This is a genomic window from Micromonospora sp. NBC_00389, assembly GCF_036059255.1.
Lineage (GTDB): Bacteria > Actinomycetota > Actinomycetes > Mycobacteriales > Micromonosporaceae > Micromonospora.
The window spans coordinates 3,447,044-3,467,719 of the sequence record NZ_CP107947.1 but is presented as its reverse complement, the minus strand read 5'-3'; the positions used below and the strand labels follow the sequence as shown (position 1 = coordinate 3,467,719).

Genomic DNA, 20,676 nt, shown 5'->3' with positions numbered 1-20,676 from the left:
TGCGACCACCACAAGGGGCCAGCCCCGACCGACGTCGTTTCCCGACCGCCACCATGGGCTGACCCCAGGCGCCGTCTCAACAACCAGAAGGTACGGCTTGCAGCAGCGAACGCAGCAGTCGTGCGGCGGCGACGGCGGACACCTCGCGGGGTGTGTTGATGATCTGAGAGGCGAGTCCGTCGACGAACGTGTGCAGGAGCGCCGCCCAGAGCTCGACCTCAGCATCGGGGTGCGGGATGGCGGCCTGGCTGGGTTCGCTGGTTGTCTCGTGCCCGCGTAAGGCGGCGATGCACTGGCGATACAGCGCCCGCTGGTCGGTCCACGTCACCGAGCCTCCGTCCGGAGGATGCTGGCGTTCCCATTCCACCACCGCCGACCACAGCGCGTACTCCTCGCGCCGCTCGGCATCGAGCGGCAGCATCTCCTCCACGATCGTGGCGATCCGTTCGATCACCGAGCCGTGAGTGCGGGGTCGCTGCACGCGTGGGACGATCCGCCGGCGAAGGGCGTCGGTGGTGGCCTGCACGACGTAGGCCTGCAATTCGCGCTGGTTACCGAAGTAGTGCCGCAGCGACCCGGTGGACCAGCCGGTTTCGACGGCGACGCCGCGGACGGTCACCCCGGCAAGGCCATCGCGAAGGATCACCCGGATGGCGGCCTCGCCGAGCTCGGCCCGCCGCTGATCGTGATCAACCAGTCGCGGCACTTCCACATGCTAACACGGCCGTGTTATTTTAGCTGACACGGGCGTGTCGCCAAGATGGGCTGGCTTCTCAAGGAGACAGGTTTGTCGATCGAGACGATCGGAGCGGTGCTCGGACTGGCCTTGCTCGATACGCTAAGTCCCACCGTCATCGGGGTGACTCTCTATTTGCTGCTGGCCCGTCCGCACCGCGTGGGCACGCTGCTCGGCGTGTACCTCGGATCGGTCGCGATCTCGTACTTCGCCTTGGGTGTCCTGCTCATGCTCGGCCTGGGTGCTGTCGTGCCACTTGTCGACGACACCGTGTGGGCCTGGGGCCAGGCCGCCCTCGGCGCGGCGCTCATTGTGGGTAGCTACTTCATCCCGAAGAGCAAGCCGGAACGTGCACCCGTCCGGGCCCGGTCCTTCACCATCCCCGCGATGCTGCTGCTGGGGCTGGGAACCTGGCTGTTCGAGTTCACCACCGCCGTGCCGTACTTCGGCGCCATCGGCATCATGACCTCGGCCAACCTGGCCGCCGGCCAATGGTTGCTGCTCCTCGTCGCATACGTGACCATCATGGTGAGCCCCGGCATCCTGCTCTTCGTCACATGGGCCGCCCTGGGCGAGCGGATGCGTGAACGGTTCGAGCGGTGGCAGAGAAAGCTCTCCACGGGATCCAACACGGCACTGAGCTGGATCCTCTGGATAGCAGGGCTCCTGATCCTCCTGGAAGCAGCGGAACACATCATCAACTCGATCATGGGGTAACGCCCTGAATGACCCGCCTTGCCGGAGAGTCCGGTGCGTCGCGACGAACGCGTGGATCGCAAGCCCTTCTGGACAGACGGCGGGCCCACCGCGACCGACAGGATCTCGATCGCGGTGGGCCGGCCGTATAGCCCTTCTGCTTCTCAGAGGCTGCGGGCGGTGATGTCGCCGTGGGAGGTGGTGGCGCGGATGTCGAGTTCGGCGGTGCCATCGTTCTTGAGGGCGTTGCTGACGCGGCCGTAGCCGGTGCCGGCGTCCAGGGCGGCCGAGACGCCGGCGGCGGCGGCGACCGAAATGTTGCCGGACTGGGTGCTGAGCACGACCGTGCCGCGCACGGCCTCGGCGATCCGGATGTCGCCCCTTGCGGTGCTGATCTCCGCAGGACCGTTGAGCCGGCCGATCTCGACGTCGCCGTCGATCGCAGTGAGGCGGACGCTCGCGGCCTCGTCGATCTTGATCTGGCGGTACGCGCCTTCGAAGGCGACGTCGCCGAGCCGTCCGACGCCGCGGAGCTCGGCGCTGGCGGTCTTGGCCTCGATGCGGGAGCCGGCGGGCAGCTGGACGGTGACCTCCAGGGATCCAGAGGGGCCGAAGAGCTGGCTGTTGGGGGTCGAGGCCGTGATCCGCAGGACGCCGTCGGCGTAGGCGACGGTGGTCTGCTCAGCGGCCTTGGTGTCGCGGCTCTTGGAGGGGTCGGCGGGCCGGACCTCGACGGTGGTGTCAGCGCGGTCTGCGGCGATGAACTGGATGCGCCCGGCGGGGATGTCCAGGACGGCGGAGATCGGGGTGGGGGTGGCGAACTTCTGCATCGTGCTCTCCTGTGCTCGTTCGTGTTTCTGACACCGGAAACGCTACGTTGCTTTCCACAGCCCGGCAACACTTTTGTTGCACGGGATGGGCATATGTGCAGGTAGAAGCCTAGAAAGTGTTGCAACGGCTCTGGATTCAATGCAACGATGAGCGGCTGATCATTGCAATGAATGAGAAGTGAACGCTATAGTGGGGGGATCAGGGACCGCTATGAAGGACCACCAAGGAGATCGCGATGCCGGGAGGCAGGCTCACCCAGCAGGAACGCCAGCAGATCGCGCTGGGGGTGGCCGACAGCCTCCCCTACGCAGAGATCGCCCGACGCCTCGACCGTCCCACCTCGACGATCACGCGTGAGGTGATGCGCAACGGCGGCCCCACCGCCTACCGCGCCGACCTGGCCCACCGCGCCACCGAACGCCGCGCCCACCGGCGCAGGCCCGCCTCCTCCCGGGGGGCGGAGTCAGTCCCCCAGCCGCACGGACGCGACGCCGAGGCCGTGGCCGAGTACGAGGAGACGTTCACCACCGTCCTCATGGCTTCCGGCCTGACCAAGATGACAGCCCGGGTGCTGACCTGCCTGTTCACCACCGACGCGGGCAGCCTCACCGCGTCCCAACTCGCCCAGCGCCTCCAGGTCAGCCCGGCGTCCATCTCCAAAGCGATCACCTTCCTGGAGAGCCAGAGCCTCGTCCGTCGAGAACGCGACGAACGCCGCCGCGACCGCTACGTCGTCGACGACGAGCTCTTCTACCAGGCGACGATCGCCAGCGCCCGATCCAACGACCAGCTCGTCGAAACCGCACGCCAAGGCGTCGCCATCCTCGGCCCCAACACCCCCGCCGCCACCCGCCTGGAGAACATCGCCCGCTTCCTCGACTTCATCAGCGAGAGCATCACCCGTGCCGCCGAACAGGCCCGCGAAGTCCTCCACACCAAACTCGAAACAACCTCGGCGGCACCGGCCAACCAGGTCCAGACCACTGATAGGCAGCCGTCTCGACCGCCACAGCCATGAGACGAAGCGTCCGCTAGTTGTCCGCGACCACCAGCCGGTAGCCGACGGAGGGGTCGTTCTCCAGGAAGTGGCCGTCCTCGTCGTGAAGCTTCCGCCTGATCCGATACGCGTAGACCTTGAGGTACTGCAACTCCTTCGAGTACGACGCTCCCCAGACGTTTTCCAGGATCATCCGCCGGGTGCAGATTTTTCCGACGTGGCGGGCGAAGTACGCGAGGAAGTTCTTTCGGGGTGCGGTCAAGAGGACGACCGTCGAAGGTGGCCTCGTAGTGCACGAGGTCGAGACGAAGGGGGCCGGCGCGCAGTTCTGTCGTCTGATCGTCCGCGGTCCCGCCAGGTGCGACGCGTACGCGCGCATCAAGTTCCCGCATACCGAACTGTTTGGTCATGTAGTCGTCGGCACCACCGTCGAGCGCGTCCACCTTGCGGTCTTCGGAGCTGTCGGCCGACAGAACGACGACGGGCAGGTCGCTACAGCTGCGGATGCGTCGCCAGACCTCCAAGCCGTCGATGTCCGGCAGGCCGAAGCGCCAGCCATCCTGAGAGCAACCACCTGACCATTTCAACGGTGCTCGAAGAGGCCGGCTGGACGATCTCGAGGGAGAGGTCGGAGACCAGGCCACCCAGACGAAGAGGACGGATACGCTGATACCAACCGAAGATCGGTAGGAACGGGCGAGCCGGTGACAGGAAGTGGAACAAGCGGTCTGGTTCGCAGGCTCGAGGACGTCGCGCGTGCGTCGTTCCTGGAGCTGTTCTTCGATGTCGTGTTCGTCTTCGCGCTCCGCGCGCTCGCCCAGCAGTTGCTCAACAACCTGACCTGGTCCGGCGCGTTCCAGGCACTGGTGCTGTTGCTGGCCATCGGATGGGTGTGGTCCCTCACCGCGAGGGTGACCGGGCAGTTGAACCCGCGACGGCCGCCGGTGCAACTGCTGGTCATCGCCACCATGGTGGGTGCCCTGGTGCTCTCGGCGGCGGCCCCCGAGGCGTTCGGCAGGACCGGCTTGATCTTCGCGGTCGCCTACCTTGCCATCCAGATCGGTCGCAGTCTTTTCCTCGTGGTCCTGTTGCGGGGCCAGGAGCTACAACGTGTTGCGGGACGGGCGGCGATCTGGCATGCCGCCACCGGGGTGCCCTGGCTTGTCGGGGCGGTCGCCTCAAGCGGAGTACGCACGGCGCTGTGGACGCTCGCGGTTGTCCTCATCTACGTCGCACGGTGGTTCAGCTACCCCCTGCCAAGACTCATGCGCCTGGGCGGTGCACAGGTGCCGGCCGGCGGCGAGTTCCTGGCCGAGCGCAACCGGGCACTGTTCGTCATCGGCCTCGGCGAAGTCATTCTGGCCATCGGATCGACCCTCACCAGTCGCGGTTTTGCTACCGATCGGACCGTGGCGTTCGTGCTGACATTCGCCGTCACTGCATTGATCTGGCGGATCTACATCTTCCGTGCCGGAGAAGACGTCGGGCCAGCCATCGGGGCATCAGCCAATCCCGACCGTCTCGGCACCCTGGTGTCCTACGCACACCTGGTCATGATCGCCGGCCTCGTCGTCGCCTCGGTCGGCGCCCAACTGGTCATCGACGATCCACTAGGCCATCCACGCGCGACCCCGACCGTCACCATCCTCGGCGGTACCGCGCTGTTCCTTGCCGGTCGGATCCTCCTGGAGTACCTGGTGTTCGGCCACGTCTCCAGAAGCCGCGTCATCGGGCTGGTCGCGCTCGCCTGTCTCCTTCCGCCGATGCTGCTCCTGCCGCCGCTCATCAATGCCTTCGCTAGCGGCGCAGTCCTCACCGGCATCGTCATCGCCGACAACATTCGCGTACGACGGCACCCCGCACCGATCTCCCCACCAGGTCCCCACCGCTCCAGCAGCACATGACCACCGGCGGCGGGTCGACGCCTTCAGACGAGCAGGCCGCACAGAGGCGGAAACCGAGCAGGTCGGTCTAAAGGGTGGAGCCGGCACGTGTGGCCGCACGCTTGTTGGCGGCGTAGACACCGCGTGAGAGCGTCATGATCGCGAGAAGGAGAGCAAGTACGGCCATGCCTGCGGCGGTGTAGAACGCGACCACCCCGCCGTGGGTGACCCGGGCCCGGAACGGATTCGCTGTGGCGGCCGCCGCAGCGTCCGCTCCCACGGTGAACTCCGCCGTGCCGGCTACCGGGTGTCCGTCGGTGAAGGTTGCTCGCCAGCTGATCTCGTACCCGCCGTCGGGCATACCTGCTTTCACCTGGTCGATCAGCGTCGCTCCTTGGACAGCCGGCCGACCGCCGGCCCAATCCGTACCCGTGTGGTCCATGATCGTGACGGTGCTGTCAGACATGATCTCGGCGGCGAACACCACCTCGACCCGTTCCGGAGCAGTCGCGAGCGCGGCACCGGCGGCCGGCGTGATCGAATGCGTCGCGCCATGGGCGACCGCGGGGGCGGGCGTGACCGCCAGCGGGAGACCGGCAGCAAGCGCGACCGCGACGATCAATCCGACGGTACGACGAATGCGAGGCGCCCGACCGGTGTCCGACTCGCCGGTCACGCCTGCCGCGACGCTTCTCTTCATGGCGTGCTCCCCTCCGCCGCGAACGACCGCGGCATCTGCGAACTGGACCGAGCGGCCCCCCGATCCGTGACAGCAGAGCTCGCCGCCGGGCCATCTGTCACGAATCGGAGACCTGCTCGGTCCGTACCTGGTGACACTCGCCCACCGGCGGCGGGCATCCGAGACAGCGCAAGGAGCAGCAACTCGTGACCATCATCATCCGCATCGCGCTGGCGATCTTGTTTGTCGACAACCTCGTGGTCGGGGCCTGGAACGCGTTCTGGCCGGCCAGCTTCTACACGAACTTCCCGACGGTGGACCTCACGCCGCCGTTCAGCGAGCACTACGCGCGGGACTTCGGTACGGCATCATTGGCGATCGCCCTGCTGCTGGGCATCGCGGCGGTCAAACCCAAGGCCCACTTCGTCATCCCTGCCGCAGGTGCCTATTCGGTCTTCGCGGTGCCGCATTTCTTCTTCCACATCACGAACATGGAGCAGGCGACGGTAGGTGAGGCGATCCTCCTCACCACCGCAAACGCGGCCGTGGCGCTCATCGGCCTGGTGATCATCCTGCTGACGGTGCTGCGCGACCGTCGAGTGGCTCGGCGCGGCTTCGAGTCGGCTCGGGCCGCCCACTGAACCTTCCGGACCAACCAGTGGGAGAAACGATGGAACCCCGCCGGCCACCTCGGTCAAACGCGCTACCCAGCACGTTCTGCGTCGTCGTCGCCGAACGACGCCTCCTCAAGAACCTCGCATATCACCTGCTCGGTTCGGTCCACGTGGCCGAACACGCGGTGCAGGAGACGTACGCCGGCTGGTACACGATGCCGGACGACGAACAGGACGGCATCGACAGGCCCTTCCTTTGGCTCGTCGGCACGCTCGTGCAGATCTGTATCGGTCTGCTCGACTCGTCGCCGCCCCGCTCCGGTGGCCAGACCGCCGATCGAGCAGGTCGCCTCCATGTTGCGGGCCCTCCACGTCAGAGGTGGGGTGCCTGGCGCCATGCACCAATGCTGTAGTCCGGCCGCGTAGGGGTATCTGTATGCGCTGGTGCCCAACGGACAGTGGCGATATCGGCGGTAGTTCGAAATCACCTGCAGATTCAGGGATAGAAGCGACGAGGCGGGCGGTCATGGTAGGGCGAGGGACAGACGGGACACTGACCGGCGCGCTAGAGGTGTTCGACGCGGTCCGCCCGCGGCTCTTCGGCATCGCCTACCGAATGCTCGGAAGTGTCGCGGAGGCCGAGGACGTCGTGCAGGAAGCCTGGCTTCGGTGGCAACAGACCGATCGCAGCCAGGTAAGGGACCCAATCGGGTTCCTGGTCACGACGACTTCTCGGCTCGCTCTGAACGCCGCGACATCGGCTCGCGCCCGACGCGAGCTGTATCCCGGACCGTGGCTACCCGAGCCCGTCGACACCTCCGCCGACCCGACACTCCAGGCCGAACGGAACGAGTCACTCGGACTCGCCATGCTGCTCCTGTTGGAACGGCTCACCCCGGCCGAGCGGGCGGTGTACGTGCTGCGCGAGGCGTTCGACTACCCGTTCCGGCGGATCGGCGAGGTACTCGACATCAGTGAGGCGTACGCACGGCAGCTCGGCCGACGCGCCCGTACGCACCTGGCCCAGCAGCGGCGCGATCCGGTCGCCCGCGCCGACCACGGCCGCCTGCTGCGTGCCTTTCTCGCCGCCGCCCGGTCCGGTGAGCTGACCCGGCTCGAGGAACTGCTCGCCACAACAGCCACCTCCTATGCCGACGGCGGCGGCACCGTACGGGCCGCCCAGGTACCCATCGTCGGACGTGACAACGTCGCGCGTTACATCCTGGGACTGATCCGGAAGTTCGGCCACGACCTCTCAACGGAGATCGTCGAATCCAACGGCCAAGCCGCGATCCTCATCTCGCGGCCCGGAACAGCGGTCGCGTTGGTCACCATCGACGCCTCACCCGCCGGAATCGAACGAGTGCTGATCGTCCTCAACCCGCAGAAACTAGCCCGGTTCCAGCGGTAACCGTCGGCGCCGGTGACCAGCAGGGCGACGCCGATCGGGGCGACAAAGTCCCGCTGACTGAAGCCGACTGACTTGAGGTCGACTGGCACCGTCGGAGCGGCTACCTCCGTGACATGAGACGGGTCAGTCACGTCTGGATGGGAGCGCCGGTCGCGGAGGGCGGTCCTCGGTGGAGCGGACATCGGCGAGGAACGCCGGCTGGGAACCGGGACGAACAATCTGCGGCAGATACCGCAGGGTCAAGGGAGTCAGCCGCTGCCGAGAAGATCCCAGCGGTTACCGGCGATATCGAGGAAGACCGCGACCCGGCCGTAAGGCTCGGTGCGCGGCGCTCGGACGAAGGTGACCCCGGCTTCGACCAAGCGCGCGTACGAGGCATCGAAGTTGTCGACCCGGAGGAAAAAGCCGACCCGCCCTGCTGCCTGGTCACCCACAGCAGCGCGTTGACGGTCTCCATCCGCACGAGCGAGCAGAATTCCGGTCTGTGCACCCGGCGGCCGGACAACGACCCACCGCTTGGGTCTCCCGTCATTCGTCAGTGAGGGTGAGTCCTCCACGAGGTCGAAACCCAGCACGCCAGCGAAGAACTCGATCGCGGGGTCGTAGTCGTCGACGATCAGAGCAACCAAGTCGATCTGCACCGGGGCAGCCTAGAGAAAATCTCGTCCGGCTCGCCACTGAGCTCGGACTGCGGCAGATGCGGATAACCACGTCGCTGGGCCTATCACCCAGTCGCGTGCTCGAACAGTGGGCGGGGCCTGCCCTCAGGCGAAGTAGTGGCCCTGCTGGAGGTCGGCGATCAGCCCGAGGCCCGCAGGTTGCCATCCGAGAAGGTCACGAGTGATCTGCGCCGAGGCAGGCCCGTCGATTGCCCAGAGGCCGCCAAGCCAGCCGACGTTGTCGCCAGCTTCCTCGGGGCTGACGGAGACTGCGGGAAGGTGCAGATGTGCGGCGAGAGTCTCGGCGACCACACGGATCGGCACGCCCTCGTCGCCGACCGCGTGCAGCACTGAGCCGGCCGGCGCGGACTCGACCGCGAGGCGGAACAGTCGCGCGGCGTCATCGCGGTGGACGGCGGGCCAGCGGTTGCTGCCGTCGCCGACGTACGCAGCGGCGCCCTTCTGGCGCGCGAAGCCGATCGCGGTGGTGGTGAAGCCGTTGTCGCCCTTGCCGTGCGTGGCCGGTGGGAGCCGCACGATCGAGGAGCGGACCCCGTGGCCGGCGAGCGTGAGAGCGTGGCGGGCGTTTGCCATCCGTCCGCCGGCGCCGCTGATCGGGCCCGTGCTGCCGGTGTCCGGGGCCAGCCCGTCGCGTTCGGTGGCGACGACACCGGACGGTAGCCCGAGCACGCCGAGCATGCCGGAGGCCATGACGAACGGCTTGACGGTGCAAGCGAGGGCTTCGCCGAAGGCGTCGATCGCCGCGCGATCGGCGTCGGTGGCGCTGGCGAAGTCGCCGGCGAAGAACATGTCGTGCTTGAACGCGAGGTGGACGACGCCGTCGGAGGCGGCGGCCGCGTCGTGCAGGGCGTCGAGGTCGTCGAGCGATCCCGGGCGGACCTCGGCCCCCATCGCCCGCAGGGATTGGGCCGCCGCATCCGAGCGGGCCAGCCCGGTGACCTTGTGGCCGGCGGAGATTAGCTCGGGGACGAGCCCTCGACCGACCCAGCCCGACGCTCCGGTAACGAACACACGCATGAGGAACTCCCAGTTCCTAGAACGGCCGTACAAGGAACGAATGTAGTACGATCGTTCTAGGAACCGCAACCCAGAGGGATCACGAGGCAGCGATGACGGGACGGCCGGTCAACCACCAGCGACGGGCCGACCTGCTCGACGCCGCGGTCGACTACGCGATGCAGCACGGGTTCGCCGAGCTGTCGTGGCGGCCGGTGGCCCGCGCCCTCGGGGTGTCGACCACAACACTGGTCCATCACTTCGGCACCAAGGAGCAGATGCTCGAGGCCATACTCGGGCGGTTGCGGGAGCGTGCTTTCACGGCCACGAGCGAAGCGGTCGGCGACCAGCCTGACCTGGCTGCGGCCGCGCGTGCGGTCTGGACCCGCGCCTCCGACCCGCGCCAGTGGGCGGAGTTCCGACTGTTCTTCGCGGTCTACGGACGTGCTCTACAGGCACCGCAACAGTTCACGGAGTTCCTCGATCGCGTCGTGACCGACTGGATGAGCGCCCTGGTCGATGCGCAAAGACCGGGCACCGACGTGGAGACAGCGACGCGCACGGCCACCCTGGTGATCGCGACGATCCGTGGGCTGCTGCTCGACCTGCTGGCCACGGGCGACCAAGACCGCGTCCAGGACGCGGCCGACAGCTTCCTGGCAACCCTCGAACACGGCCCGCGGCCACAAGGCAAAGCACAGCCACGCTGAGCGACGCGGAAAGCAATAGTCCTAGCGAAGTTGCGCGATCCTGGCCCGGGTGTTGGCCGGGGCTTCGGGGTGCCCGCGCTCGACGTCGGCCCGGACGTCAGCCACGGTCTTGCCGGCCAACTCCCGCCGCCAGGCCAGGTCGGCGCCCCGCATGGCCTGGGCGAACGCGCAGGACTGTCGATAATCGACGCCCGCGTGCTCCCCCGGCCCCTTGCTGAGGATCTGGTCGCACTGGAACAACTCCTCCGGGCCCTCGATCGCGGCCACGATGTCCAACAGGGAGACCGACCCCGGGGCCCGGGCCAGCTGGAAGCCCCCGCGCGGCCCCGAGGTCGACGTCAGGATCCCGGCCCGGACCAGGGCCTGGAGTTGCTTGTTCAGGTAGGCCGGCGGCAGCTCGTAGAACGCCGCGAGGGTGCCGGTTGGCACCGGGGCGTCCAGCCAGCTCAGGTTGAGGCACGTGTGGAGGGCCCATTCGACGCCCTGACTCATTCGCATAGTCCTGGACTTTACATGTCCAGAATTTGTGACGCGTGCCATGATCACTAGCGCCGAACAATCCTGGACATCTAGTGTCCAGGAAACAGTCAAACAACGAAGGAGCCGACAATGACACTGGTACGCGCAGCCCAGGCCGAGGTTCTCGACAGCGACCCGGCCAGCGTGATCACGCTGCTGCTCGACCCCGAGCACACCGGCGGCGCCCTGACCAGCAACCGCACCCTGCTCAAGCACGGCACAGACGGCGCGCCGCCGCACCTGCACACCCACTCCGGCGAGCTGTTCTTCGTGCTCGACGGCGCCCTCGAGATGCTCGTCGGCGACGAACTGCACACCCTGCACAAGGGAGACGTGCTCTTCGTCCCGCCGAACACCCCGCATGCCTTCGCCCCCGCCGACGACCAGGACGTCGACTTCCTCGTCGTAATCACCCCCGGCAAGCCCCGGTTCGACTACTACCGACTGCTCGACAAGGTGCACCAGGGCGAAGCCACCTGGCAGGAAGTCGGCGAGACCCAGGACCGCTACGACAACCACTACGTGGACAGCCCGGTGTGGGCAGGCCGCGCGGCTAACCACGTCGACCTGAAGAAGTAGTTCCGGCGGGGTGGCCGTGCATGGGTGTGGCCGAGGCGGTATCCCGGGATCGCTTGGAGGGCTGGGGTCTCGGGCGTCGGCGGCGTCGACTGCGGTGATTGTGGCGAGGTTGTGGGCCAGGAGATGTCAACCTAGATGAGCGGCGAAACCAAGGGGTGCGGCGGCGGTCCTGCCAACTGAACGGTCGTCTCTTGCGCGCTGCACTCCCTCGGGCGCCGGTCCATCACCGGGCCCATGTCGACGCGATGCGGAAGGGCCAGCCGCCGTCATCCCCTGGCACCGGCCGGTTCCGCCGATCGCCTGAAGACCAGAAACGCGGCCAGCGTGCACAGCAGCGCTGTTACGGTCAGGGTCGCGCCCGCGCCATTGTGATCGGCCAGGATCCCGGAGATCCATGGGCCGATGGACTGGCCAATCGCGAACACCACGGTGAATGCTGCGAGCGTGGCGCTGGTCGCTTCGAGTGGCACGCTTCGAGTGACATGGGCGGTGACGGCGGCCGGGACCATCATGAACGCCAGGCCGAACAACACGGCGGATGCCGTCGTCCCGGCCGCTGTAGGCGCTGCTCTGGCCAGCGCGGCCGCTGCAGCGACGCCCAGCAGCATCACGCACAGCGGTCGGTTGCCGCCCCAGGTCACGATCGGGCGGCTCCACAGGACGGGTGCGGCCATCGCACTCGCTCCGACCAGGATCCATGTGAGGCAGACCATGGGCAGCGATGCATGCCGGTCGACCAGGTACGCCGACAGGAACGTCAGGTAGCCGATGTAACCGGCACCGAACAGCAGATATGCCGCGGCGATCCGTCGTTGAGGCCACAGGTACCTCCCGCTTACCGCCGCGGTCGGCGTGGTGGCGTCGCGGACGGCCGCCGCGCGCCAGCTGGCCGCGCTGGCCAACGCGGCCGCACCAGCCAGCGCCCACCAGCCGACCGCCCAGCGCTCGGGGTGGACGTGCAGCAGGAGCGGGACGCCGGCGCCGGTGATCGCGATGCCACCTCCCGCACCAGCGAAGTAGACGGTCACGGGGGTCAGGGTTGCGGCGCGGTCGGCGAGTCGGGATGCCAGGGCAGCGCCGGAGATGAAGGTCAGCGCTCCGCCGAGTCCGGCCGCCGCGCGTCCCCACGTCAACAGGCCCAGGCCTGTGATGGCGAGCGCCACGGCAGTCAGGACCATCCCGGCGCGGAACGTCGCCGTCAGTCCGGCACGGCGGATCACTGCTGCGGACAGAATGGCGCCGAGCAGGTATCCGGCGCCGTTCGCGGCGGTCAGCGCACCGGCGGTGGTCATCGTCCACTGCAGGTCTTGGGACATGGCCGGCACGAACAGTCCGTAGGCGAAACGGCCGAGTCCCAGAGCGGAGGCGGTGCCGAGGGCGAGGCCGATGGACGGCCACCAGGGCGTCGCGCGCGAGGCGGCAACGGGTGTTTCGAGGGTCATGCAACTCCCTTCGGTGATGGTACCGAGCGGTACGATGACCCTAGCGAAAGATCGAACCGATCGGTACCATCTGTTTCATGCCAGTGGCCAAAGGAACCTCACTCGACCCGGCGCGCACCCGGGAAGCGATCCTTGCCTGCGCCACCGACCTGCTCTATGAGCGAGGGCTCGACGGTGTCGGGATCGCCGAGCTGTGCGCCGCGGTCGGTGCGTCCAAGGAGACGCTCTACCGTCACTTCGGCTCGAAGGAAGGGCTCGTCGATGCCGTCCTCGCTGCCCGCAGCGATCGGGTCATCCGCTGGCTCACCGACGTGGCACAGGCGGCCGGGCCGGATCCCGAGGCAGAGCTGACGGCGATCTTCGACGCCCTCGGCACCTGGTACGCCGAGCCGGCCTTCCGGGGCTGCGCCATCGTCAACGCCGCCACGCAGCACCACGCAGACCCCGCCCGCACGGTTGCCGTCCGGCATCTGGGCCGTTACCTCAACCTGCTGACCGGCATCGCGCAGCGCGCCGGAGCGCGTGAACCGCAGGTGCTGGCCCGGCAACTGCTGATCCTGATCGAGGGCGCCACCGTCGTCGCCGACCATCACGACACCGCCGATGCCGCCGCGGAGCACGCCAAGCAGGCCGCGCTGACGCTGCTGTCCACTGCCAAACGCTGAGGAAGGAACATCCTGTGGTCGAAGGATTCACCGCTGCCGGATTTGAACCGGTGGCCGACGCATTCGAGCGAAGCTTCACTGAATTCGGCGAAACGGGCGCCGCCTTCAGCGCGTACCACAAGGGAGACCTCGTGGTGGACCTGTGGGGCGGGGTCGCCGATCCGGACACCGGACGCCGCTGGCAGGCCGACACCCTGCAGCTGATCTTCTCGGGGACAAAGGGCCTCGCCACCGCCTGCGTACTGCTGCTCATCGAGCGCGGCGTGCTCGACCTCGATGCATCCGCCGCCCGGTACTGGCCGGAGTTCGCGGCGGCCGGCAAAGGCGCCGTCACCGTCGGAGACATCCTGTCGCACCAGTCACGGCTGCCCGGCGTGCGGCAGCCAGTCACTGACGACGACCTGCTTGATCACGACATCATGGCCAAGCTGCTCGCCGAGCAGCCACCCGAGACCGACCCGCGGGCCGGGTTCATCTACCACGCCCTCACCTGGGGCTGGCTCGTCGACGAACTGGTCCGGCGAGTGGACGGGCGCACGGTTGGCGCCTTCTTCGCCGACGAGTTCGCGCGCCCACTGGAACTCGACGTCTGGATCGGGCTGCCGGACGACCAGCACGACCGGGCGTCCACCATGCTGGCCGCCCCCGGCTTCCTTCTCGACGCACAACCAGCCAGCAACGACCCGCTCGCGGTGCTCACCCACAATCCGATCGTCGTCCCCGACTCACCGCAACTGTGGAACAGCCCGAAGTTCCGCCGCGCTGGGCTGGCCGCAGTGGGCGCGTTCGCCACCGCAAGATCGATGGCCCGGTTCTACGCCTGCCTGGCCGCCGGCGGTTCACTGGACGGCGTGCGCGTACTCCAAGCCTCCACCGTGGAACTCGGTCGACGGGAGCGGCGACGGGGCATCTCCCCCTTGTGGGGCAGCCCGATGGCCTACGGCGCCGGATTCGAGCTCGCCACCGCGGCACAGGTCTTCGGACCGGCGGCTGACGCGTTCGGCCATGCGGGCGCGGGCGGTTCCCGGCACGGAGCCTGGCCGGGGCGGCAGGTCGCATTCTCGTACGCGATGAATGAAGCGCGGGCCGAGTATCCCGATCGCCGTCCCCGCGGCCTGCTCGCCGCTCTCAATGACGCGGTCATCGAACGGCCGACTGGAGGGCGGTCCTCAGTGGCGTAATCTGCCCGCCAGATTGATCCACACGCGGCCGGAGTGGACCTCCGCCTCGGCGCCGGGTGGCTCCGACGGATGAACTCCCGTGCTTGTCACTATCGGAGCCCGGGGTCGAAGGGCGGCCGTCCACCGACTTTCGACCCCGAGCACCACAAGCGGCGGCATGCCGTGGAGTGCGGCAAAGGCGGTGTGCTGTCACGGGTGACCGAGCATGGTCGGGCCGGCTGCCAGCGACACGGTCACTGGTTGCCCGAGCCGCGGCGCCAGCAGCCTGTGGGACAGTCCCTCGGCGGCGAAGGTCGCCTTCACGGTGCTTGCGTCCTCGTGGAAATGACTCCAGCCGTCGTCGTGTACGACGAGGACAGGGCAGTCTCCGAGCAGCTTCGTGGCGTGAGTGATATCCGCCGCGGAGAACGACAGGAGCGCGTCACCGAATGGTGCCAGACGAGCTGCTCCGCCATGTAGCACGGCCAGCCCGATCGGGGCCAGGTCGGCAGCGGTGGTCACGGCATGGGTGGATACACTGTCGCCACTGAGGTACACGGCCGTGCCCTTGGCGGGCTGGATCAGAAAGCCGGTCACCGGGCCGAGGACAGGCAGCAGCGGCTCGGGGCCGTGTTGAGCGTCGACTGCGGTGATGGTCAGGTCACCAGAGGCGCCGCGCATGGCAACGTGTGCGCCCGTCTGCAGGCCGACTGCGCCGCCAGCGAGCCTGAGCGCGGCCGCCGGGGTGGTGATGGTCATCGGGATCTGGGCCAGCAAGGCGCGCCCACTACGGTCTAGGTTGTCGATGTGCTCATCGTGGCTGAGCAGCACCGCGTCGACCCGCCCGAGTGCAGCGACGGGAATGGCCGGCCCCTGGTGTTTGGTCCACGACAGCGGACCATGCCGGTACTGCGTTCCGGCATCGTCAAAGGTGGGATCGGTCAGGAGCCGTACGCCGTCCAGTTCCAGCAGAACCGTCGGGCCGCCGATCCGGGTGATCGTTACCGTGGTGTGCGTCATGTCAGTCTCCTGTCATATCGGTGAGACTGGCTGAGTGTGGCGTGATGACACCGGTTTCCTTCAAGTAACCAAAGGGCACTGCACAGATGATCGATGTGCATGAGTGGCGGTCCCACGATCTCGCAGCCAACGATTGCCCCGTGTCCCGCACGCTGGAGATCGTGGGTGGAAAGTGGAACGCACTTATCATTCGGGAACTGCTGGGCGATGCCCGACATTTCCTCGCCCTGCGCCGCAGCGTGAGTCCGATCAGCGCCAAGGTGTTGACCGAGCGGCTTCGGTTGCTCGAGGACTACGACATCGTCGAGCGGCGGTTCACTGACGGCCGGGTGCAATACCAGCTCACTGAGCGTGGGCAATCACTGCGGCCCGTGCTGGCGGCGCTGTGGCAGTGGGGCGTGCACGACCACAACAGCTGGGTCACCGAGGCCCCTCAGCCGTACTCGTCGCCGATCACGGCCGGACCGCGCGCCAGGTGACGGCGGCAGCCACGGCCACCACGGACAGGGCAGTCCATGCCAAAGGCGTTACGCCTGCTGCTGCCAGCAGCGGTGCACGTTGGCTGCCACTCGAGCGGCCGCGATCGCTGCTTGGGAGTTCAGAGGGCGGTCAATCGGATCGCGCCAGCAGTGGCCCGACCGGGACCGCCACTTCCGCCGCTGTTCCCAATGCAAGTCACACATACAGCGAAGCCCGTTACCGACTACTCCGGTAACGGGCTTCTGACCTGCACAAGGTCAGGTCGGGGCCCCGACATGCATCGACAACTATTTGCGCTGCTTCGAGTGGGGGCAGTCGTCGGCATGCTTGGGTGCGGACGGGTCTCGCTAGCAAGATCGTCTCCCAGATTTCTCCCGACGACCATCGTGGCGCAGCAGCTCTACGATGCGGCACTATGCACCATGCGTGTCGGACAGGCCGGCATGACGCGAGCCGCCCGCCCCTTCCTGCGCGGCCCGCTCGATCTTCGCCCGGTACGCCTCGCGGGCCGCCGTGTCGATCTGCTCCTCGTACTCAGGCCTCACCCCGGTGCGGCCATCGAGTTGCTCACGCAGGATGTCGGCGTGTCCGGCATGCCGGGTGGTCTCCTGAAGGACGTGGATCATGATGGCGAACAGCTTGACGTCCGACCGCGACCACCACGGCACGTGGCCGGGCGCGTCGAGGGGAAGCGCTTGAATCGTCGCGTCCGCATGCCCCCAGGCACGCTGATAGAAGTCGATGATCTGTTCGCGGGTCTCGCCCGGGGACACCCACAGGTCGCTGCCGTCCGCGTCCTGCCATCGCCCCAGCGCATCCGGGGACGGGCGGCCGAAGACCTCACCGAAATACCAGGCCTCCAACGTCGCCACGTGCTTCACCAGGCCGAGGAGGTTGGTCCCCGTCGCTGTCAGGGGACGCCGGATGTCGTACTCGGACAGGCCGTCGAGCTTCCAGACCAGTGCCTCCCGGATCCCCTTGAGCCGGCCATGCAGGCAGTCCTTCGCGAAATCATCGATCATGGGACACGAGCTTGCCATCCGACAGCGAGCGGAGCACTTCGGGGACCTCACAGCGCCGTGGTTCGTAACTCGCCGACACGAATCCGACGACGATCTGCAGTGCCAGGCCCGAGGTTCAACTTGTGTCCGAAGCCGCGGAGAACCCCATACGACAGGCATTCGGACAGTCGAGCTGCCCTCACTCACGCCCAGGCCGAAGACCTCATCACCAAGAACCCGGCCGTGGCGGTCACCCTGGCCACCGTCCGCCGTCGACGGGGCAAGTCGTGGTCGAGCGACGAGGCCCGCACGTTCCTGGAGTCCGCCCGCCACGACGAGGACCCGCTCTACGCCGCCTACGCCCTGGTCCTCGTCGTCGGTCTGCGGAAAGGCGAGGCGTTGGGACTCACCGGGGAGGGCGTCGACCTCGACGCCGGAGAGCTGGCGATCGGCCGCCAACTGCAACGCGTGCGCGGGCAACTCCTGCTCTGCGACACCAAGACCCAGGCGTCCGACGCCACCCTGCCCCTGCCCGACATCTGCCTGACCGCGTTGAAGCTGCGACGCGAGCAACGTGACGAAGCCCGAGCAACCGCCGGCAAGGCGTGGCACGAGAACGACCTCGTGTTCACCACCAGCTATGGCACACCCATCGAGCCCCGCAACTTCCAGCGATCCTGGCAGACCCGATGCGACAAGGCAGGAGTCAAGCTGATCACCGTCCACGACGCGAGGCGGACCTGCGCCACGCTCCTGGCCGACCTCGACGTCCACCCGCGAGTTGTCATGCAGATCCTCCGGCACGCCCGCTTCTCGGTGGCGATGGAGATCTACACCCAGGTCTCGTCGAGAGCGACCAGCGACGCACTCAAGCGCCTCGGCGAGTCGCTAACGCAATAGCCGGGCTGCTGTACTTAGCTGCTGTACACAAGCAGAAAGGCCACCTCCCGAAGCCGGGAAGTGGCCTTTGACCTGCGTGGGCGATGCTGGTATCGAACCAGCGACCTCTTCGGTGTGAACGAAGCGCTCTCCCACTGAGCTAATCGCCCTCAGCGCCGATGACTCTACCCGATCGTGGAACCAGACCGGAAATCCGGGGTCAGTGCGTCGCGAGGTAGTGCATCGCCTGCGCCACCACGTCGATGCCGAGGCTGTACTTGAGCGACAGCCAGACCACCACGCCCACGAAGACCAGGCCGACAGAGCCGAGCACGATGCGCACAAGCAGTGACTGCCGCTTCACCCACTGCGTCCAGCCGTGCACGTGCCGGCGGGTGAAGCCGAGCAGCCGGCGGGCCCAGTGGTACTCGACGGCCCAGATGCCCAGCCCGGCGATGACCAGCAGCCAACCCGGCCCGGGGAGCGGAATGAGGGCGATGCCGATGGTCACCACCAGCGCACCGGCGATCGCGATGAAGACCTTGAGGGCGATCCGGCCGGTGGGGTTGGCCCGGATCAGGTCGAGGGTGGTCGAGATTCGATCCCGCCAGCGCGGGTGCCGCGGCGGGTCCGCCACGACGATGACGCCACCGGCACCACGACCCGCACCACCATGACCCGCACCACCATGACCGGCACCACCGTGACCGGCACCACCGCCGCCGGCACGACCCGCGCCATCGCCGGACTGGTCAGCACCGCCATCACCGGCGCGCGCGCCACCGCCGGTCCGTCCCGCGTCGGACCCCGGCCGACCGGACCACTCGGGCTGCTTCCTCGGCACTCCGTACCCCCGCTTTTCGGCTGCTCGGACCGCGACGTTCGGTGGGCCGGACGCCACGGCCGGATCCACTGAGGATCGGTTCGTAACCATTTCACCCCCCAGTGTCGCTCGGGCCCGTCACTGCAACGGTCGACTGGACGTTACCGGAGTAAGTCGACGACTGAACCACCCGATGCCGGGCGGGATCACACACTGGGCAGAACCGGAAATCCTACATGAATCCTCGCATTCACGAGGCGTTTCCGTCCCCCTTCCCACCACTGGGTGAAGTCAGCGTATGGCGGAGCGTAGCCAGGAGTAGCACCTGAGTATGGGAAAAGCGGGACACGCGCGTTCCGCAGCGGTGCCGGGGGGAGAACGTCCATGAGTGTCATTCGACCGACGACCGTAGAGGTCGAGACGTCGCTAAGGCTCGTCGCGCCTGACGCCACCGCATTGCCGGTGCGTGCCAGTCTGCGTTACGACCCTGCTGACCCGTATGCGGTCCATGTCCTGTTTCATGCCGAATCGGCTGGTGGCGAGGCAGTGAGCTGGTCCTTTGCTCGCGAACTGCTGGTCACCGGCCTGGACGAGCCAGCCGGAATCGGGGATGTGCGGGTCTGGCCCTGGGCCACCCCGCGCGGCGACTTCGTCGCGCTGGCCCTCTCGTCACCGGACGGCAACGCCCTCTTCGAGGTGCCGCGCAGCGTCCTGGTGCGTTTCCTTCGACGGACCTACGTCGTCGTCCGGCGCGGCCGGGAGGCCGAGCACCTGGACGTCGACACGGCGGTGAACCGGCTGCTCGCCGGTCGCTGACCACCGCCCGAACGGGCAACACCGGCCATCACGGGGCCGCGCGGATCTGCCGACCGCGCGGCTCCGGCACACCCGGGGGCACGCGGGCCTGCCCGCCCCGGGTCGGCCGGTGCCTCAGCCGTGCGTGGTGATGCCGCCGTCGACCGGAATGACCGCGCCGGTGAGGTACGCGCCGGCCCGCGAGGACAGATAGATGGCCGTGCCGGCCATGTCCTCAGGGCGGCCGATGCGACCCAGCGGCACCTGCTGCTCGATGGAGGCCCGGCTCGTCGGGTCGTTCAGCGCGAACGCCATCATCTTGCTCTCGAACGGGCCGGGCGCGATCGCGTTGACGGTGATCTGCTCGCCGGCCAGCTGGTGGGCCAGGCTGCGGGTGAGCATGTGCACGGCCGCCTTGGTGGCCGAGTACGCGTACACCTCCAGCCACGGCACCCGGACGCCGTCGATCGACCCGATGTTGATCACGCGGGCCGGGTCGTCGGCGCTGGCGGCGGCGCGCAGCGCCGGCAGCAGCGCGGTGGTCAGCCGGAAGACGGCCTTGACGTTGACCGCCCACAGCTTGTCGAACGCGGCCTCCGGGTAGTTTTCCAGCGGCGCGCCCCAGGTCGCACCGGCGTTGTTGACCAGCACGTCGAGGCGGGGGAAGCGCTCCCGCACGGCGGCGGCCAGCCCCTCGGCGCCGGCGTCGTCGCTGAGGTCGGCCGGGATGGCCTCGCAGCGGCCCTCGGCGGAGAGCTCCTTGGCGACCGCCTCGCAGACGTCCGCCTTGCGGGACGAGATGATCACCTGCGCGCCGGCCCGGACGAAGCCCTGGGCGATCATCAGACCGATCCCCCGCGACCCGCCGGTGACCAGGACCGTCTTGCCTTCGACCGAGAACAGCTGCGTCATGCCCATCCCATCGCGAGTCGGCGAGGTCCGCCGGCTCGGCGTGCGGCCGGCGGGGCGCCGGGCGGGCCGAAACCGGACGGCGCTACCGCCGGGTAACGTAGCCCGGCCGTCGGGACCGCGACAACCCCGTGGCGGCGCGCCGGGTCCGGTGCGGCGGGCATCATCGGC

General features: G+C 67.9%; 25 protein-coding genes, 1 tRNA gene and 2 pseudogenes. 13 read left to right on the top strand and 15 right to left on the bottom strand.

Annotated elements, in window-relative coordinates; genetic code table 11:
- Positions 1-76: 76 nt before the first annotated feature.
- Positions 77-706: a TetR/AcrR family transcriptional regulator gene (locus OG470_RS16525; RefSeq protein ID WP_328425241.1), complete on the bottom strand. Its 630-nt coding sequence runs from the start codon at positions 704-706 to the stop codon at positions 77-79.
- An 81-nt stretch (positions 707-787) separates the two neighbouring features.
- Between OG470_RS16525 and OG470_RS16520 the strand changes: the two genes are divergently transcribed.
- Entirely contained in the window at positions 788-1,453 is a 666-nt protein-coding gene (locus OG470_RS16520) for a GAP family protein (RefSeq protein ID WP_328425239.1), read from the top strand.
- Positions 1,454-1,596: 143 nt separating this feature from the next.
- On the opposite strand, the gene OG470_RS16515 is transcribed toward OG470_RS16520, so the two are convergent.
- Positions 1,597-2,262 (bottom strand): DUF4097 family beta strand repeat-containing protein, encoded by a 666-nt coding sequence (locus tag OG470_RS16515; protein WP_328425237.1) that lies wholly within the window; start codon positions 2,260-2,262, stop codon positions 1,597-1,599.
- 236 nt (positions 2,263-2,498) lie between these two features.
- On the opposite strand from OG470_RS16515, the gene OG470_RS37245 reads away from it, so the two are divergent.
- Positions 2,499-3,281, top strand: coding sequence for a helix-turn-helix domain-containing protein (locus OG470_RS37245; protein WP_442931148.1), 783 nt, complete (start codon positions 2,499-2,501; stop codon positions 3,279-3,281).
- Positions 3,282-3,294: 13 nt separating this feature from the next.
- On the opposite strand, the gene OG470_RS16500 is transcribed toward OG470_RS37245, so the two are convergent.
- On the bottom strand, positions 3,295-3,522 hold the full coding sequence (locus OG470_RS16500) for a winged helix-turn-helix domain-containing protein (RefSeq protein ID WP_328425235.1): 228 nt from the start codon (positions 3,520-3,522) through the stop codon (positions 3,295-3,297).
- A 163-nt stretch (positions 3,523-3,685) separates the two neighbouring features.
- A pseudogene (locus OG470_RS37240) lies at positions 3,686-3,904 on the bottom strand (hypothetical protein); the annotation flags it as partial.
- 60 nt (positions 3,905-3,964) lie between these two features.
- Between OG470_RS37240 and OG470_RS16490 the strand changes: the two are divergent.
- Positions 3,965-5,164 carry a low temperature requirement protein A gene (locus tag OG470_RS16490; RefSeq protein WP_328425229.1) on the top strand — a complete coding sequence of 400 codons (1,200 nt, stop codon included), beginning with the start codon at positions 3,965-3,967 and terminating at the stop codon, positions 5,162-5,164.
- A 67-nt stretch (positions 5,165-5,231) separates the two neighbouring features.
- Here OG470_RS16490 and OG470_RS16485 read toward each other — a convergent pair whose 3' ends face one another.
- Positions 5,232-5,819 (bottom strand): copper resistance CopC family protein, encoded by a 588-nt coding sequence (locus tag OG470_RS16485; protein ID WP_328425227.1) that lies wholly within the window; start codon positions 5,817-5,819, stop codon positions 5,232-5,234.
- Between the two features lie 209 nt (positions 5,820-6,028).
- Here OG470_RS16485 and OG470_RS16480 point away from each other — a divergent pair, with 209 nt between their 5' ends.
- Genes OG470_RS16480 through sigJ form a run of 3 tightly spaced genes read left to right on the top strand, consistent with a single transcriptional unit; the run spans position 6,029 to position 7,847 of the window.
- Entirely contained in the window at positions 6,029-6,463 is a 435-nt protein-coding gene (locus OG470_RS16480) for a hypothetical protein (RefSeq protein ID WP_328425225.1), read from the top strand.
- 29 nt (positions 6,464-6,492) lie between these two features.
- The gene (locus OG470_RS37235; protein ID WP_442931147.1) at positions 6,493-6,849 is read left to right on the top strand and encodes a sigma factor; all 357 of its coding nucleotides are present in this window, start codon (positions 6,493-6,495) and stop codon (positions 6,847-6,849) included.
- 23 nt (positions 6,850-6,872) lie between these two features.
- Complete coding sequence (sigJ, locus tag OG470_RS16470) at positions 6,873-7,847, top strand: RNA polymerase sigma factor SigJ (protein WP_328426409.1); 975 nt, start codon at positions 6,873-6,875, stop codon at positions 7,845-7,847.
- 248 nt (positions 7,848-8,095) lie between these two features.
- Here the strand turns inward: sigJ and OG470_RS16465 are convergent, their stop codons facing one another.
- Together OG470_RS16465 and OG470_RS16460 are read right to left on the bottom strand one after the other, a co-directional pair.
- The gene (locus OG470_RS16465; protein WP_328425223.1) at positions 8,096-8,488 is read right to left on the bottom strand and encodes a VOC family protein; all 393 of its coding nucleotides are present in this window, start codon (positions 8,486-8,488) and stop codon (positions 8,096-8,098) included.
- 123 nt (positions 8,489-8,611) lie between these two features.
- Positions 8,612-9,544, bottom strand: coding sequence for an SDR family oxidoreductase (locus tag OG470_RS16460; protein ID WP_328425221.1), 933 nt, complete (start codon positions 9,542-9,544; stop codon positions 8,612-8,614).
- Between the two features lie 92 nt (positions 9,545-9,636).
- On the opposite strand from OG470_RS16460, the gene OG470_RS16455 reads away from it, so the two are divergent.
- On the top strand, positions 9,637-10,233 hold the full coding sequence (locus OG470_RS16455) for a TetR/AcrR family transcriptional regulator (protein WP_328425219.1): 597 nt from the start codon (positions 9,637-9,639) through the stop codon (positions 10,231-10,233).
- 21 nt (positions 10,234-10,254) lie between these two features.
- Here OG470_RS16455 and OG470_RS16450 read toward each other — a convergent pair whose 3' ends face one another.
- Positions 10,255-10,731: an RrF2 family transcriptional regulator gene (locus tag OG470_RS16450; protein ID WP_328425217.1), complete on the bottom strand. Its 477-nt coding sequence runs from the start codon at positions 10,729-10,731 to the stop codon at positions 10,255-10,257.
- Between the two features lie 111 nt (positions 10,732-10,842).
- On the opposite strand from OG470_RS16450, the gene OG470_RS16445 reads away from it, so the two are divergent.
- A complete protein-coding gene (locus tag OG470_RS16445) occupies positions 10,843-11,331 on the top strand; it encodes a cupin domain-containing protein (protein ID WP_328425215.1) in 489 nt (162 codons plus the stop codon).
- A 266-nt stretch (positions 11,332-11,597) separates the two neighbouring features.
- Here the strand turns inward: OG470_RS16445 and OG470_RS16440 are convergent, their stop codons facing one another.
- On the bottom strand, positions 11,598-12,773 hold the full coding sequence (locus tag OG470_RS16440; protein ID WP_328425213.1) for a YbfB/YjiJ family MFS transporter: 1,176 nt from the start codon (positions 12,771-12,773) through the stop codon (positions 11,598-11,600).
- Between the two features lie 77 nt (positions 12,774-12,850).
- Here OG470_RS16440 and OG470_RS16435 point away from each other — a divergent pair, with 77 nt between their 5' ends.
- Both OG470_RS16435 and OG470_RS16430 read left to right on the top strand, forming a co-directional pair.
- A complete protein-coding gene (locus tag OG470_RS16435) occupies positions 12,851-13,438 on the top strand; it encodes a TetR/AcrR family transcriptional regulator (RefSeq protein ID WP_328425212.1) in 588 nt (195 codons plus the stop codon).
- A 50-nt stretch (positions 13,439-13,488) separates the two neighbouring features.
- A complete protein-coding gene (locus OG470_RS16430) occupies positions 13,489-14,619 on the top strand; it encodes a serine hydrolase domain-containing protein (RefSeq protein ID WP_328425210.1) in 1,131 nt (376 codons plus the stop codon).
- Positions 14,620-14,808: 189 nt separating this feature from the next.
- Here OG470_RS16430 and OG470_RS16425 read toward each other — a convergent pair whose 3' ends face one another.
- Positions 14,809-15,618 (bottom strand): MBL fold metallo-hydrolase, encoded by an 810-nt coding sequence (locus OG470_RS16425; protein ID WP_328425208.1) that lies wholly within the window; start codon positions 15,616-15,618, stop codon positions 14,809-14,811.
- Between the two features lie 140 nt (positions 15,619-15,758).
- Between OG470_RS16425 and OG470_RS16420 the strand changes: the two genes are divergently transcribed.
- Positions 15,759-16,097: a winged helix-turn-helix transcriptional regulator gene (locus tag OG470_RS16420; protein ID WP_328425206.1), complete on the top strand. Its 339-nt coding sequence runs from the start codon at positions 15,759-15,761 to the stop codon at positions 16,095-16,097.
- Positions 16,098-16,511: 414 nt separating this feature from the next.
- Here OG470_RS16420 and OG470_RS16415 read toward each other — a convergent pair whose 3' ends face one another.
- Positions 16,512-17,120, bottom strand: coding sequence for a DinB family protein (locus tag OG470_RS16415; protein ID WP_328425204.1), 609 nt, complete (start codon positions 17,118-17,120; stop codon positions 16,512-16,514).
- A 165-nt stretch (positions 17,121-17,285) separates the two neighbouring features.
- Here OG470_RS16415 and OG470_RS16410 point away from each other — a divergent pair.
- Positions 17,286-17,999: pseudogene (locus OG470_RS16410) on the top strand (tyrosine-type recombinase/integrase); the annotation flags it as partial.
- 77 nt (positions 18,000-18,076) lie between these two features.
- Here OG470_RS16410 and OG470_RS16405 read toward each other — a convergent pair.
- From OG470_RS16405 to OG470_RS16395, 3 genes are all read right to left on the bottom strand, one after another.
- A tRNA-Val gene (locus tag OG470_RS16405) sits at positions 18,077-18,148 on the bottom strand.
- 50 nt (positions 18,149-18,198) lie between these two features.
- Positions 18,199-18,621, bottom strand: a complete 423-nt coding sequence (locus tag OG470_RS16400; RefSeq protein WP_328426407.1) for a TIGR02611 family protein — start codon at positions 18,619-18,621, stop codon at positions 18,199-18,201.
- On the bottom strand, positions 18,555-18,761 hold the full coding sequence (locus OG470_RS16395; RefSeq protein ID WP_328426887.1) for a hypothetical protein: 207 nt from the start codon (positions 18,759-18,761) through the stop codon (positions 18,555-18,557). The genes OG470_RS16400 and OG470_RS16395 overlap by 67 nt, the downstream gene beginning before the upstream one ends.
- A gap of 424 nt (positions 18,762-19,185) precedes the next feature.
- Here OG470_RS16395 and OG470_RS16390 point away from each other — a divergent pair, with 424 nt between their 5' ends.
- Positions 19,186-19,617 (top strand): SsgA family sporulation/cell division regulator, encoded by a 432-nt coding sequence (locus OG470_RS16390; RefSeq protein ID WP_328425202.1) that lies wholly within the window; start codon positions 19,186-19,188, stop codon positions 19,615-19,617.
- A gap of 114 nt (positions 19,618-19,731) precedes the next feature.
- On the opposite strand, the gene OG470_RS16385 is transcribed toward OG470_RS16390, so the two are convergent.
- Positions 19,732-20,508: a glucose 1-dehydrogenase gene (locus OG470_RS16385; RefSeq protein ID WP_328425200.1), complete on the bottom strand. Its 777-nt coding sequence runs from the start codon at positions 20,506-20,508 to the stop codon at positions 19,732-19,734.
- Positions 20,509-20,676 lie beyond the last annotated feature (168 nt).

What these genes read in the sequence shown, in the direction of transcription:
- OG470_RS16515 (WP_328425237.1), bottom strand. Translation starts at nt 2,262, where the DNA reads ATGCAGAAGTTCGCCACCCCCACCCCGATCTCCGCCGTCCTGGACATC.
- OG470_RS37245 (WP_442931148.1), top strand. Translation starts at nt 2,499, where the DNA reads ATGCCGGGAGGCAGGCTCACCCAGCAGGAACGCCAGCAGATCGCGCTG.
- OG470_RS37235 (WP_442931147.1), top strand. Translation starts at nt 6,493, where the DNA reads ATGGAACCCCGCCGGCCACCTCGGTCAAACGCGCTACCCAGCACGTTC.
- sigJ (WP_328426409.1), top strand. Translation starts at nt 6,873, where the DNA reads ATGCGCTGGTGCCCAACGGACAGTGGCGATATCGGCGGTAGTTCGAAA.
- OG470_RS16460 (WP_328425221.1), bottom strand. Translation starts at nt 9,544, where the DNA reads ATGCGTGTGTTCGTTACCGGAGCGTCGGGCTGGGTCGGTCGAGGGCTC.
- OG470_RS16455 (WP_328425219.1), top strand. Translation starts at nt 9,637, where the DNA reads ATGACGGGACGGCCGGTCAACCACCAGCGACGGGCCGACCTGCTCGAC.
- OG470_RS16450 (WP_328425217.1), bottom strand. Translation starts at nt 10,731, where the DNA reads ATGCGAATGAGTCAGGGCGTCGAATGGGCCCTCCACACGTGCCTCAAC.
- OG470_RS16445 (WP_328425215.1), top strand. Translation starts at nt 10,843, where the DNA reads ATGACACTGGTACGCGCAGCCCAGGCCGAGGTTCTCGACAGCGACCCG.
- OG470_RS16440 (WP_328425213.1), bottom strand. Translation starts at nt 12,773, where the DNA reads ATGACCCTCGAAACACCCGTTGCCGCCTCGCGCGCGACGCCCTGGTGG.
- OG470_RS16435 (WP_328425212.1), top strand. Translation starts at nt 12,851, where the DNA reads ATGCCAGTGGCCAAAGGAACCTCACTCGACCCGGCGCGCACCCGGGAA.
- OG470_RS16425 (WP_328425208.1), bottom strand. Translation starts at nt 15,618, where the DNA reads ATGACGCACACCACGGTAACGATCACCCGGATCGGCGGCCCGACGGTT.
- OG470_RS16415 (WP_328425204.1), bottom strand. Translation starts at nt 17,120, where the DNA reads ATGATCGATGATTTCGCGAAGGACTGCCTGCATGGCCGGCTCAAGGGG.
- OG470_RS16390 (WP_328425202.1), top strand. Translation starts at nt 19,186, where the DNA reads ATGAGTGTCATTCGACCGACGACCGTAGAGGTCGAGACGTCGCTAAGG.
- OG470_RS16385 (WP_328425200.1), bottom strand. Translation starts at nt 20,508, where the DNA reads ATGACGCAGCTGTTCTCGGTCGAAGGCAAGACGGTCCTGGTCACCGGC.